At 36.9% G+C, this 14,795-nt stretch carries 9 protein-coding genes and 1 tRNA gene; 6 read left to right on the top strand and 4 right to left on the bottom strand.

The features are described from left to right. Window positions 1-44: 44 nt before the first annotated feature. Window positions 45-1,364 (top strand): PDZ domain-containing protein, encoded by a 1,320-nt coding sequence (locus FW780_RS15440; protein WP_149834396.1) that lies wholly within the window; start codon window positions 45-47, stop codon window positions 1,362-1,364. Between the two features lie 4 nt (window positions 1,365-1,368). Then, window positions 1,369-1,896, top strand: coding sequence for a hypothetical protein (locus FW780_RS15435; RefSeq protein WP_149834395.1), 528 nt, complete (start codon window positions 1,369-1,371; stop codon window positions 1,894-1,896). Here FW780_RS15435 and FW780_RS15430 read toward each other — a convergent pair. Continuing rightward, a complete protein-coding gene (locus FW780_RS15430; RefSeq protein ID WP_174774467.1) occupies window positions 1,889-2,932 on the bottom strand; it encodes a L,D-transpeptidase in 1,044 nt (347 codons plus the stop codon). The genes FW780_RS15435 and FW780_RS15430 overlap by 8 nt on opposite strands. A 242-nt stretch (window positions 2,933-3,174) precedes the next feature. Further along, the gene (locus FW780_RS15425; RefSeq protein WP_149834394.1) at window positions 3,175-3,462 is read right to left on the bottom strand and encodes a hypothetical protein; all 288 of its coding nucleotides are present in this window, start codon (window positions 3,460-3,462) and stop codon (window positions 3,175-3,177) included. 237 nt (window positions 3,463-3,699) lie between these two features. On the opposite strand from FW780_RS15425, the gene FW780_RS15420 reads away from it, so the two are divergent. The 3 genes from FW780_RS15420 to FW780_RS15410 all read left to right on the top strand — a co-directional run bounded on the left by FW780_RS15420 (window position 3,700) and on the right by FW780_RS15410 (window position 8,932). Then, complete coding sequence (locus FW780_RS15420; RefSeq protein ID WP_149834393.1) at window positions 3,700-4,749, top strand: AraC family transcriptional regulator; 1,050 nt, start codon at window positions 3,700-3,702, stop codon at window positions 4,747-4,749. A gap of 135 nt (window positions 4,750-4,884) precedes the next feature. Next, complete coding sequence (locus FW780_RS15415) at window positions 4,885-7,731, top strand: TonB-dependent receptor (protein WP_149834392.1); 2,847 nt, start codon at window positions 4,885-4,887, stop codon at window positions 7,729-7,731. Between the two features lie 19 nt (window positions 7,732-7,750). Next, window positions 7,751-8,932 (top strand): phosphatidylinositol-specific phospholipase C domain-containing protein, encoded by a 1,182-nt coding sequence (locus FW780_RS15410; protein WP_149834391.1) that lies wholly within the window; start codon window positions 7,751-7,753, stop codon window positions 8,930-8,932. A 78-nt stretch (window positions 8,933-9,010) separates the two neighbouring features. Here FW780_RS15410 and FW780_RS15405 read toward each other — a convergent pair whose 3' ends face one another. Further along, the gene (locus FW780_RS15405) at window positions 9,011-9,337 is read right to left on the bottom strand and encodes a winged helix-turn-helix transcriptional regulator (protein WP_149834390.1); all 327 of its coding nucleotides are present in this window, start codon (window positions 9,335-9,337) and stop codon (window positions 9,011-9,013) included. A gap of 600 nt (window positions 9,338-9,937) precedes the next feature. Here FW780_RS15405 and FW780_RS15400 point away from each other — a divergent pair. Continuing rightward, on the top strand, window positions 9,938-14,560 hold the full coding sequence (locus FW780_RS15400; protein ID WP_167510729.1) for a T9SS type A sorting domain-containing protein: 4,623 nt from the start codon (window positions 9,938-9,940) through the stop codon (window positions 14,558-14,560). Window positions 14,561-14,721: 161 nt separating this feature from the next. On the opposite strand, the gene FW780_RS15395 is transcribed toward FW780_RS15400, so the two are convergent. Continuing rightward, a tRNA-Asp gene (locus FW780_RS15395) sits at window positions 14,722-14,795 on the bottom strand.

The raw sequence follows: 14,795 nt of genomic DNA, 5'->3' as shown, positions 1-14,795 counted from the left end.
ATGTTTTTTTATTATCATATAGATAATTTCAGTAAATTCAGTAAATGAAATTCAAATTGCTTTTACTGGGATTATTTCTAAGCATTTTTATAAATGCCCAGAACTCTTTTGAGTTGATTAATACGAAAAAAGCGGTGATTCCTTTTCAGTTTATCAACAATCTTATCTTTATTCCTATCAATGTCAATGGTGCGGAACTTACCTTCCTGCTGGATACAGGGGTTTCGGAGACTATTCTTTTCAGCCTGGAAAATAAGGAACTGAAACTGAGTAATGTTGAAAAAGTAAAATTTTCAGGTCTTGGAGGGAATATCAGTATTGATGGTTTAAAATCCGAGCGTAACATAGGTAAAATAGGTGATGCCATTATCAATACTTCTATGTCTCTTTATATCATTATTGATGAAGAATTCAATATTTCACCTCACGTAGGAATTCCTGTAAATGGAGTTATCGGATATCATTTTTTTAAAGATCATCCTATTTACATTGATTATGCTTCAAAGAAAATAACAGTTTATGAAAATGCTGATCTTTTGAAAAAGAAAACCAAAAGATTTGAAGAGTTCCCAATCACGATTGAAAAAGACAAGCCTTATCTGTATGCCGGTGTGGAAATGACCAATGAAAAGAAGGATTCAAAACTTTTGATTGATCTTGGAAATAGTGATGCTATCTGGCTCTTCCCTGCTCTTATTAAGAATTTTGTCTACAACAGACCTAATATTGATGATTTTCTGGGCCGTGGTTTCAATGGAGATATTTATGGCAAAAGAAGCCGTATCCATAATTTCTACCTTGGGGATTTTAGATTTGAAAAACCTCTTACCGCTATGCCTGATGAATTTTCTATTCAGCACGTTAATCTGGTTGAAAACAGAAAAGGTTCTGTGGGAAGCGAAATTATGCGAAGGTTTACGGTAGTTTTTGATTATCCCAACCAAAAGCTGTATTTGAGAAAAAACAGATATTTTGATGATCCTTTTCATTTTAATATGAGTGGTCTGGACTTCAAACAGGACGGTCTGGAATGGCAGCAGGACAGAATAAATATTGAAACTCAAAAATCAGCTACAGTAGTCAATGAAGTCTATAAAGACGCTTTTCAGTATAAATTTAGTTTGAAACCTATATTTTCCATTGCAGGAGTAAGAAAAGATTCTCCCGCTTATAAAGCAGGTCTACAAAAAGATGACAAAATTCTGAGTATTAACGGAGACCGAACTTCAGACATGACGCTGGAAAAGATTATGGAGCTTATGAAATCTAATGAAGGAAGGAATATTACCATGATTATTCAGAGGAAAAATAAAGAACTGACATTGCGCTTCATGCTTGAAGATCCCATTCCATATCAAGAATAAAAATATGAATACTGAAGAAAGCACCTTAGATAGGATAAGAACCCGGCCAAGATTTAAAATGTATACTCATCTCACTAAAGAAGAGTACGCCGAAAATCTGAAAAAATATATGGAAGAGCATAAAGATGAGTTTTCAGGCAATATCAATAAAGAAGTTGCTACCATCTGGATAAAAACAGAATATGACAGCTACTGGAAACCCTGCCTTGCCTTACGGGTAGAAATGGAAGATGAGCATACGGCAATACGCGGAGTATTTGGTCCCAGTTCTGCGGTATGGACATTCTTCATGTTCCTGTATTTTTCCTTTTCTATTCTCTGGATGACTTTCTTCACTATGTATTACGTAGAGAAGCAAATAAAAAGCGCTGAATACCCTTGGGCACTGAGCGCTTCTTTTATCATGTTATTTTTTATTCTTCTTACTTATATTGCTGCAAGATTCGGGCAGCATAAGGGTAAAGATGAGATGCTTAAGCTGAGAAGGTTCGCTGAAGAATCTACTCTGCAGTTTGAAAAGAAAATTAGTTAGATTGAGGTTCTATTGGCTTTTCATTCTGAATAGGTGTAGCCGCTGCTCTAGCCGCTTTGATGGAATCTGCTACTTTTTCTCTGTTGCTTTGTTCTTTCAGCATTTTTGGAACCTCAGGTTCAAGAAGCTTAGTTAATTCTTCAACAGAAATATTATTAGCATTAGGATCATCCAGAAGTTTTCTCCACGGTTTTCTTCCGCCCCATTTATAATCCCCAAACACCATTACCGCTGTACCTCTGGCTTTTGTAGTAGCACCTCCGGGATTCAGTATCCAGGTATCTGCATAAGAATACAGCCATTTCGCATCTTTTCTCAGCAATCGCAGACAAGAATGTGAAGCAGGATATCCGGGAAGCGTATATTCATGCCATCCGATACCTCCTAGATTATGAATATTAAAGTTATAAGGAAGCTTCCATTCGCTGCTCACAGTAGAAATAGCCAGCTCTTTTTTCCAGTTGGCAAAAGTAAGTCCTCTGGTAGTCTGAGCTGCCTTTTTACCCATACTTGTAGGTCCCCATTTCACAAGGCTTCCATTGGAATATACTGCAAAAGCCTGTATTGGGTATGAGAAGATGACAAACTTTTTCACTCCGCTCAGCACATCCAGCTGCATAGGAAATGGTGAATATGCCATCAATGTTGTATCTATTTTCGCCGGAACTACAAGTGTATCAGCATTCCATTTGCTTTTAGAATCCAGTCTGTTTAAAGCTAAAATAGCAGTACGCTCTTCTACACTGTATTTCTTGCTGTATTCAGCATAGATAGAATCACGCATCTTTTTATCCTTTGGAAGGACAAAAGCATTATAAAAACCATTTTCCTGTATTACAGGCGGAACAGATTCTTTCTTTACCACGGGAACAGAATCTTTCTTTACAGAATCTTTTTCTACTTCCGGGGTTTCCGAAGCAGACACTGTATCTTTAAAAGTATCGCTTATTTTATCTATTTCTTTTTTACAGGAAACAAGAAAAACCGTGCATAAACAAGCATAAAGAAAGGATTTTTTCACAGATATGTTTTTCATAAATAAATTGGCCATTTAGTTTGGCTACCCAGTACAAATATCAGACCTAAAATCGAATCATAAAAGACATTATTAAAAATACCGTAAAAAAACGGAGGCTTTATCACTGTAAATGATGAGTTATAGCTGATAAATTTCTCAAATTCACGGATTTTAAAGGAATTTTCACGGATTTCAAAGAAGATTATTCTTCTGTTTTTTCTTTCACTATAACCTAATATAAATAACTTGAACAGAGCAATTTACATAATCAGATTCACCACAAATCTTACAAGCCATAAAAGTACTATCAACAACAGGATAGAAAACTGAACTTTATTGACGTTTTTATTTCCGAATTTCCAAACTAGAATTCTGTCTATAATAATCACCAGCAATATGGGAATCAGGCTGAACAGAATATACATCCCGAATAATCCATCAGGAGCCGAAGAGCCATTCATTAGAATCATAGAACTAATCAATCCCGCAATTATCGCGATGATTCCTACAATAAAAAAGAGAGTCCAGTTTTGAAATTGTTTTTTCATGAATAATATAATATCAGTGATTGGTTTATAGTGAAACGGATATTAAATCTGTAAAATAAATATCCAAGGACATCCTTATTAGCTAAAATAGCAATATCCATTCAATATACAAAACCGAAAAAATGCCTGTCAGTATTTACATCTTAATTATTGTCTGTTTTTCTCAATTGATATTTAATAATTTGTTAAAGATACCATGCTCATATTATCTATAATTTTGGCAAAATATCAGTTATCATGTTATATATCATTATGGTAGTTGTACTACAGGCACTTATCACCCTTACTCTGCTGATGTCCCTCATCAAAAACAGGGAATCTGTACTGAATATGCTGCTATTGTATATCGGAGTGGTCACACTGGATATGGGATATGAATATTTTATCATCCAAAAATTCGGTTATGAATCTGTTCTGTATGAAATTCCGGGAAGTCTCCGTGTTTTTAAAGGACTTATTTTTCTTTATATTACTACTCATTTAATTCATGCAAAATGGAGAGATAAGCTTAAATACCTGATTTTTCCGCTGACATTGGTTGTTATTCATCATGCAATTGCAACTTCTGCAAAGATGCTTAACCTTTCCTGGGCAGATCTGGCGATCAGTTCTTATAAATCCTACTTCGTTTACTACAGTTATTATTGGATTGCCTGCCTTGTTTTATGTATTTATTTACTGACAAGATACCATAAAAACATTACTCATCCTGTAGCCGGTAATTTCCGTTATCTGGTTGGTTATGTACTATTGGGAGTATTGATTTTCTGGGCGGTCTACCAATTGGGTTGGGACACTCTGATCTATCAGAAGATCTACAGCCTTCTGTTTCTCTTTCAATTCGGATGGATTTTGTACGTTTATATTTTAACGTACCAGCACAAACTGCAGGAACAGCAAAATATATTACATTCTTCTGCACCTAAAGAAACCTATCAGTATAAAGATCTTTCAAAAATTGATTTTGATTCTGTTCAAAGCGCCATTATTTCGTTCTATCAGGAGAGCCATGTATATCTGGATGAGGAATTTACCTTAGACCAGCTTTCCAGCCATCTGAAAATAAGCAAGTCAGACTTAAGTATTACTTTTAATAAACACCTTCATTCCAATTTTCACGAATATACCAACAGAAACCGTATACAGCACTTCAAACAGATCTTATCAGAAGATCCTTCAGCCAGTGTTACAGATCTTGCATTTCAATGTGGTTTTAAATCCAAATCTACTTTTTATAAATATTTTAAAAAGGAATTCGATTGTCTTCCTTCCCAGCTTGTTCATTAGTTACAATTATTTAATATTAGCAACTTATTGATTTACAATACATTCCACCTCGAACTCAACGGAAGGAGTTGCATAAAATTTAAATGAACCAAAACTTTTGAGGGAGCTGACATCTTTGCACCAAACTTTATAAGGATGTCACGAGAAAGACTTTTTTTAACAAAAGCAGCATTTTTTCTTCTTGGGCCTTTGGCCTTTGCACAAACCACCGTTCACGGAACTGTAGTAGACAATCAGGGAAACCTTCCCAATGCTCTGGTTTATCTTGAAAATAGCGGACAGAAGGTAACTTCCGATACCGATGGTTCTTTTGTTCTTAATAATGTTTATGACGGCAGTTATAAGCTTGTTGTAGAATATAAAGGATATGATAATGTTTATATTCCTTTCACCATTACGGATAAAAAGGAAGTAGACCTTGGCCTGATTAAATTCGGGGCTAAGTTTAAAGAAAATAACCTTCAGGAGGTAGTAGTTACCAGTGTCTATAAAGCATCACAGGCCAGGGCAATTACCATGAAGAAAAACTCTAACACGATTACGGAAGTACTTTCTGCCGACGCCATCGGAAAACTGCCGGATCGTAATGCCGCAGATGCCGTACAGCGTATGCAGGGAGTATCTATTGAAAGGGATATGGGTGAAGGACGTTTTGTAGCGGTAAGGGGAACGCCTATACAATGGACTGCTTCCACCCTGAATGGCAACAGAATGCCAAGTGCCAGCGGTGACAATGCCAACCGTGGAATTCAGATGGATATCTTCCCTTCTGAACTTATTCAGAATGTACGTTTATCTAAGGCTTTAACTCCGGATCTTGATGGGGATGCCATTGGTGGAAATGTGGATTTTATTACGAAAACTTCACCCAATAAAGAGACTTTGGCTATAAGTATGGCTACCGGCTATGTCAATATGTCCAAATCCCCTACTTACAATACTTCCATCGTCTATGGAAATAAAATTACCAATAAGCTGAAATTCATTACCTCAGCAGTGATCTGGGAGCGTTCTACAGCTATTGATCAGATGAGAAATATTTACAACTATGGCCTGAAAGATAAAACCGCCTCTTATTCCATCAATCAGCTTCAGCTTCGTGATTATCTGGCGAACCGAAGAACTTTGGGATTCAATTTAGGATTGGATTATGAAATAGACAACAGGAATAAATTATATGCAAAAGCATTATACAGCCAGTATAAAGATGGTCAGTCTGTAAGGGAAACCTATTTTAATTTTGACAGTAAAAATGTACTTCTGCAGGCTCGTCATGCGGATTATCTTACGGATCTGTATTCTATGCAGCTGGGCGGTAATCATCAGGTGGGACAGCGTATGCAAGTGGATTGGTCCTTATCTAAAGCGCGTTCTGAGTTTAAGTTTGATTCGCCGGATAATCTTGAAAAAGATCAAAGAGGCTATCCCATCATTAATTTCTCACAAGCTATGACCTATGGAAATCTGTCTGCTGACGGAAGAAAATATATGGCAATGGATGCTCCGGACGGCATTGGTGATACCGGAGGATATACCCTTCCTTATAATCAGCAGGCAATAGCTGCAGATAAACTCAAACTGAATCAGATTATCCTAAGCCAGAATCATAACAGTGAAACGGATCTTAGAGGACAGGTTGATATCAAATATAAAGCAGCGGATAATTTTGAGATTAAATTCGGAACAAAATACAACAACAAGAATAAAATAGTTGACAGCTCCGTATTGGTTTGGATGCCCAAATCATCATTGGGAATCCCCGGATCTCCGGTCACCTATCTGAATCAGCTTGAGCGCGAAGCTTTTCAGTACAAAGGAGGATTTATGAATCCATTGGGGAATCCTTACAATGCAGTGATCATTGACCAGATTACCAACGCACAAATCGATCAGATGTACAATCCCGCTACTCAAAACAGTTTAGGACTGATGCAGGTGAGCGGTAAAGATAGTAATTCTAATATTACAAGTTCCTACAGAGGTACTGAAAATGTATGGGCGGCTTACCTGATGGGAACCTGGAAAATTTCAGATCAGCTTCAGATATTGGGAGGTTTCAGAAATGAATATAATGATGTTACCTTCTGGGGCAAAAAGGTTGTAGCTGATAAAAACAATAAAACAGAAGACATTAAGGATAATAAAACGTACAATGTAGTGCTACCAATGGTCAATATGAAATGGAATATCAGCAATGACCGCATCCTGAGACTGGCCTATACCCGCTCTTTTGCAAGGCCGGATTTTAATGATCTGAATCCCGGAACTATTGTTAATGATATTACCAACACAATCACTCAGGGAAATACAAAGCTGGATCCTACGTTTTCAAATAATTTTGATCTTATGTTTGAGAATTACTTTGGAAAACTGGACCTGATAACAGCCGGAGTGTTCTATAAAGATATCACCAATCTTATCTACAAAGATCAGTCCGTGGTAGATCTCGCAGGAAGAGCTTATACTTTTACAGCCCCAAAAAATCTGGAAGGAGCCAAACTGTTCGGTTTTGAATTCGGTATCTCTAAACGTTTTGAAAGTCTTCCCGGCTTTTTGAAAAATATTGGTTTTGAAGGAAACTATACCTATATCTCTTCCAAAATGAATATGCCGGTGTACGAAAACGGGAAACAGACGGGAACCATGTCTACCACGATTCCCAATCAGGCAAAGCATATTTTCAACACCATCCTGTTCTATGAAACCAGTAAGCTGATGATCCGCCTGGCAGGAAATTATAAAGGAAATTACGTAAGTGAAATCAGAGCGGCTGCAGGAGCAGATCATTATCAGTATTTTGATAAAAACTTTACAGTAGACCTTTCCACTTCTTACAGTCTTACAAAAAAAGTCCGCCTGTTTGTAGAACTCAACAATATTTTTAATGAGCCTAACCGCTATTATATGGGAACAAAGGACCGCGTAGAAAACATTTCTTATTCCGGAATACGCGGACAACTTGGATTCAATTTCAATTTTTAATCAAAAATTTTTTATTCATATGAAAAAGTATATATATGGAGCTGCATTTTGTATGACAGCACTGCTGCACGCACAGGATAAATGCCAGAATATCAGAATCAATCAACTGCAGATTGTAGGAACCCACAATTCCTATGCGAAGCCGGCAGATCCTAAAGTGCTGGATCTTGTCACCCCGATTATCAACGGAATGATGCAGAAATACAGCAGTATAATGTCTGAAGAGCAAAAAGCTAAATTTAAAGAGTATCATCCTTATGGAATGGACCTGAAAGAAGGATTGAATTATAATCATCCTGACTTCACAGAACAGCTTAACACCAATCTGAGAGGGCTGGAAATAGATGTCTATTATGATCCGGATGGCAACAGATTCAGCCATCCTGCCACGTATGAAATATTAAAGGCAAAGGGAGTCACCGATCTGGCTTCTTTCAATACAAAAGGTCTGGATCAACCCGGTTTCAAAGTACTGCATATGGCAGATATAGATTTCAGGACTCATTACCCGACTTTGAAAGATGCACTTACCGCTCTTAAAACATGGTCTGATCAACATCCCGGTCACACTCCGGTTTTCATGATGATTGAAGCAAAAGATTCCGGTTTTCCGATTCTTGAAAACAGTACAAAAGTCCTTCCTTTTGATACAAAAGCTTACGATGAACTGGATGAAGAAATTGTAAAATACCTTGGAAAAGACAAGATCATTACTCCAAAAGAAGTGCAGGGTAAATATCCTACGCTCAGAGATGCTGTAACCCACAATAATTGGCCTAAACTGAGCGACAGCAGAGGAAAATTCATTTTTATGCTTCTTCCCGGAAGTGCCGGAACTTTATCTTCAAAAAACAATCCTTATCTCATAAACGGTTCATTAAAGGAAAGAGTCATGTTCCTGAACAGTGAGCCTGATGATTCTTTCGCAGGGTTTATCCTACGGGATAATGCCATCGTAAGACAGAAAGAGATACAGGATCTGGTAAAGCAGGGTTTTATAATCAGAACCAGGTCAGATATTGAAACCTACGAAGCAAAAACCAATGATTTTACTCGATCTAAGGCAGCTTTCAGCAGTGGTGCCCAGATAATTTCCACCGATTTTTTCCGCCCCGGAAATACTTATGGAACACCTTATTTTGTGCAGCCTCCTCAGGGGAAAGATTATCTCAACAACCCTTTAAATTCTTCATGCAAATAAATAGCAGGCCGGTTCTTAATAGGACCGGTTTTTTAATTTACAATCTTCTTTACCTGAAGGTAAAATAATTTTTCACTTTTATATCAGGCCTTCCAATTGTTGAAAGACGGGAATCAATGCTTTTCCTTTTTTAGTAAGGTTATATTCTACGTGTAAAGGTTTCTGCCTGATGACTACCCTCTCCAATAAATTCATTTCTTCCAGCTCTCTCAATGCAATAGATAATGATTGTTTATTTGATCCTTCTATATCACGGAGCAAACTGCTGAAACGTAAAGTTGATTGGGATGCAAGAATGAATATTTCCAGTTTTAACTTACCTGAAAGTGCTTTTAAAAACTTCTGTACAGGGCATATTTCTTCCCCATCAGCAGAGCTGTTATTAGTCAGATTTTTTTGACTCATTGTGTGTTTTTTTTAATATCGTAACTTTGCAAACATAATAGTTATTAATAAATTAATATAATCTTATTCAAACATTTAACAAAAAATAGTATAGAAAACACAAAAAGCTTTTTAGAAATTTCTCATTAAAAAACATCTGTTTCTGAAATGTTTCTTCCTGATTTATTCTGATTGTAAGTTTGGATAATTGTATAATTGATTATTAATTATTTTTAATAAAAACTAAAAACCTGAAACACAAATATGAAAAATGACATCTTTATTCTCCATTCGGGCTATACCATACTCTATGGTACCAGCCTATTTTTATTCACAAAACAACACGAGCCTAAAAACCTGTAATAATTATATCGGAAATCTGCAACACACGCACGATTTGGATTCTTTTATCGAGGTTATATAACAGGAAGTAACAATTGTTATAAACAGTCGGCTTTACAAACCTGTTTCCACCAATAATATCTGACTTGTGCCTCATTGTTATTTTACAATAAGATATCCGTTTTGTTACATTTTCTTCCTGTTATATTGACTAAAGTAAAATTGAATAATCATTATTCATCTGAAATAGAATCAAATAATTTAAAAAAAAACATGCTTATGAGAAAAAAATCAATGCTATCAGTCTGGGCAGTATTCTGCTCAGTTGCATCCGTCTATGCTTCTTCACGAGGCAGTACAGACCGGCACTCCTCTAATGAATATATGATATTGGAAAGCCGTCTTCCCGTCACTACTTACAATTATGATCTGGGACCTGTAATGGTCATTTCACAAAATGTAAATGAAAAAGGAGCCGTTGTCATGAGTGGACAGCTCAATAAACCGATTACCACCAGTGATGTTTTGATTTCTGTAAAATACCAGAATGCACTGGGAGAATGGATCAGTGCATGGTGTAAGACATTGTATGCCAACAATCAGTATAATGAAAATCTTAATGCTACTTTTGAATTACCGGCTTCTGCAAGCAGTGGTACATATAATTTAAAAGTTGAGCTAAGCTCGGAAACGAATAATTTTACTGATATCACCTGGAATAAAGCAGTAAGCCATTACAAATTCGGAGATTATACTGCGACAGCTTGTGAACTGGATGAAAATGAATACACAATACTTTTCACCCCAAAAAAAAGCGGTACAGTATTGTTTAATCCTAACGGAACTGTTTCCGGTGTAAAAGACAGAGTAAAATCACAACATCTGACAAAAAAACTTGATGATATTGTTTTATCAGTCAATGCAAACGGGACACTAGATAACACGAATGCCAATGCCCCTGTCATCAACATTGAAAATCCTAATAATCTGGGTACAATTGTCAGCTCACAGAAATATATCTATCAGGGCAGTGACACAAGCCCTTTTGAATTTTCTTATCATGACCCTGTTTATGTATTTGCCGGTAAGTTTTCAAGTTCAGGCTTCTTTATTAACTTCAGTAACTGGTTTTTGCCTCCTGAAGAGGGCGGAGAACCCTGGGGCAGAGGATATTTGGATTTTACCAACCCTAATGCTTTAGTTAACAGGTATTACAACCTTTATAATTACATCAACGAGAAACTGACCGATATTATCGCAGATCAGGAGCCTGTAGTTATTGTTGTAAGCAAAATAACAGGTTTCAGGGTATATAAATCTACCGGGCAGTATATCACTGTCAATGCATTAAGCAATTATAATACAGTGAATGATTTCGGTTACCCGCCTTTATATGACAAACAGAGGGGACCCGGATCTGAAAATTTCTTCTTAAGTAATACTCCGAGAGCTTCATTATTTGGTATCGGAGCTATCAGAAACAGAAAAGTACGCCCTGACTGGAACGGACCGATGAGACCACTTCCGGAAGTAGAAGCTGAAATCAAGAAATTCATAAAGTACGTAGGGATTTTTGGAAATACAACAGCGTATGATTCTCCAGACTGCTCCAGCAACTGTTTTGTTATAAATACAGGTGCGCAGCCGGATAATACGATAGCAGACTGGACAAAAGCTCCTAACAGCTACATTTTCACAGGTAAGGATGATGATGGCAATAATGTAGATGGGCTTTATATCCCTGTAAAAAAAGCCTACGAAATGTGGCGAAGCGGGAATTATATGAAAGGTATCGACATCCCTTCCGGGCCTATAACTGCTGATGTTCTGTGGGAAGATACTATGGGACTGATAAAATCTAAAGAAAATTACACTTTGGATATTATAGGATCAGATGAAAATGCAAAAATAAAAGTACCTGTAAACAAAGTAAAAAAAGGAAATGCAGTGGTTGCTTATAAGGTAAATGGAGAAGTATTCTGGTCATGGCACATCTGGGTAACAGATGAACCCAGAAGTGGTTCTACCTATAAAAGCTATGATGATGTAAAAAGACAATTGAATGATGGCACTATAGAAACAATCCCTAACTCCGAATGGGGATGGATGGACAGAAACCTTGGTGCAATAGGGAATTCTCTTAATGGAAACGGATGGCATAAAAACGGAGGCCTTCTATACCAATGGGGAAGAAAAGATCCGTTCCCTTCTTTAACTTATACTGATGCCAGCTTTTATCAGGTAACAGGAAGCTTAGGGAAAATTGCTTATGATGATGCAATGCCAAGATTAAAATTTGCCAACAGTCCTTTTAATGACTATAAAAATTTTAATGATCTGAGGTTATTTGTAAATAAATCAGCGGCAAACATAACGGACAATATCAGAGCATCGGTTAAAAACCCTTTAAGCCTGATGTACGTTAATGATGATAACACAACAACTCCTTCCATTTATGGAACGATTAACAATATTCCTTACTATTATAACTGGTTTGGACAGGTGCCTGGATTACAGACTAATGAGCTGAGTAAAGTTAACTTATGGTCAGATAACTCTCAGGGACTACAGGCAACGGATATCTCGGTGCCACAACCTTATAGAAATAAATCCTCTTATGATCCTTGTCCTAACGGATGGAGACTGCCTTCAGTTTTAGTTGCCTCGTCAACCAAAAATGTAAGAATGGATTTTACCCCTTTTGGAGCTAAAGTAAACAGTCCGTTATCTGCCTTGAATGGAGTTCAGTCAAATATCCCTCCAGGATTATCTAATTTAAAAGGATATCTTGCCGGTATAAAAGTATATCCTCAGTATGGTTTCGATATGACGAATGTAGCCGGAAACAATATCGGAATATTCCCGGGAACCGGATGGATTGGAAGAGGTGCGGCTTCAGATGCCAGGTATCATACTAAAGCAACATTTACAGATCAGCTTGAAACTTACTTATGGACATCTACAATGACTACTTTTGGTGATTATTCATCATTAGCAAGTGCATTAAGATTAATTCCTGCCGCTGACCAAATCGCCAATAATTATCGACCTGATGCTGCCAATTATCCTAATGTGTATGGTTTGTATAGCTATAGACCTTCCGATGATTACTCAACCAATAATGCACATGCGTGCAGATGTATTAAAGATCCGTTATTTATAAAAAACAATTATAAATTCGATACTACTTTCTTTACTGAAACTGAAACCTATAAAACAGGATTAGATAATCCTAATACGTATATGGTTACAAAATCTACTGCAGATCAGATTGTTTCGGTACCGGTAAGTAAAGCATTTTCCGTACAGAGTAATTATTTAGGAAATACTCAAATCTTAAATACGACAAGTTTTAATGACTTAAAAGCGAATATACTCTGGACAGACAATCCTGGTCTAATAACACAATTAACCCTTGACAATACCTCTTCCAAAGAGGCAAATATCAATGTAAAAGTAAATGCTAATCAGTCAGGAAATGCTGTAGTTACCTTACATAATGGTTCAATAAGCAATCCTGTTTACTGGAGCTGGCATATCTGGGTAACCAATACATCCGTAAATTCCTTTACCCATGTAAATGACACCCCTATCACCACTGATAATTATGTAAATTATACCCAATACGGAACGATCCTGAAAACAACTATCATGGATAGAAATATAGGTGCTATTGAGGCAATGCCAAGCCCTTATAACCCAACTGTTGCTGCTCAGGTAAATCAGCTCAACGGTTCACAAGGGTTACATTATCAATGGGGAAGAAAAGATCCGCTGCCTATTTTCAATAATATTAGTGGTACTAAATACAATATATTCTTAGGTACTACCAATAACAGCGGTGCTGTAAGCTATTCAACTTTTACAGAAGCAAACTATAATTCAAGTAATATTGTAAACTATAATACTTACAAGAGCAGCATTACTGCAACAGATAAAATAGATGTGAGAATAGAAAAAATTCTTGGCTATTCTGTTGCCAATCCATTAAAATTGATGATGCCGGTGACTGCATATCCGTATCGTGGAGATAGCACGCCTCATTATACTCTTGCTTCAGACTGGTTATTTGATACCCAATATCAGGGATTATATGATGAAAGATGGGGAATAGGTGGTAAAAAGTCTGTATTTGACCCTTGTCCGAATGGATGGAGAATTCCAGAAGTTTTGGGTAAAGGTTCAAACAAAACTTCTCCCTGGAGTCTTAAAAGCAATCCTGAGGCACTCAGAACTATTGACGGTACAGAAGCAGGTTATTATGGAGCGCCTATCTATAGCGTAACAGCACCAAGTTTCTGGGGTAAAACGGTAGGATATTCATTTACCAACAGTTTGTATAATATAGGAAATTATCCAAAGGCTGTTAGCAGAGGAAGCAGAAGTGTGATGTATGCAGGTGCATTAAGTACAGCTGTGGGTGCATCAGGAGGAATTTGGTATGCTAATTTAAATGGTGAAATGACGGGAAGATCTACTTATATGTATTTTGATATTTATAGCAGAAACAATGTGAAAAATACTGACATAGATCCTTTTGCATCTTTGAGCTGCAGATGTGTGAAACAGGAAGATGCCGGTACACCAAGAGGTCCGCTGCCTGGTATTCCTGTTACTCCAAACACAGGTCTTCAGGCCAGAACTGCTTTCAGTAAAACGGTTATCGAGGAAAAGGTAAAAGATGATAAGCTGGTTCTATATCCTAATCCTGTAAAAGATATCCTGTATATTGAAGCAAAAGACGAGAAGGATTATTATTATCAGATTTATAATATGTCCGGACAGCTGATAAAAGAAGGTAAATTTATAAATAAACAAACAGATGTTACTTCATTACTGACCGGAGCTTATCTGGTAAGAATTAACAATTCTGAAACTATTGTAAAAATTATTAAAAAGTAAATTATTAAATAGTACTTTAAAGCAATGATGGCCGGAATTTCTTCCGGCCATTTTTATTGATGTTTAATAAGAGCAGATGGTGCTTTTTCCTTTTCGAGGATCTCAACTTCTATCAAAAAGGGACAAATAAAAAAAGTCTTCTATTTCTAGAAGACTTCTTGCGATCCGGACGGGACTCGAACCCGCGACCTCCGCCGTGACAGGGCGGCATTCTAACCAGCTGAACTACCGGATC

It is taken from the genome of Chryseobacterium sediminis (genome assembly GCF_008386505.1).
GTDB classification, from domain to species: domain Bacteria; phylum Bacteroidota; class Bacteroidia; order Flavobacteriales; family Weeksellaceae; genus Chryseobacterium; species Chryseobacterium sediminis.
This window is presented reverse-complemented; position numbering and strand designations above follow the sequence as displayed.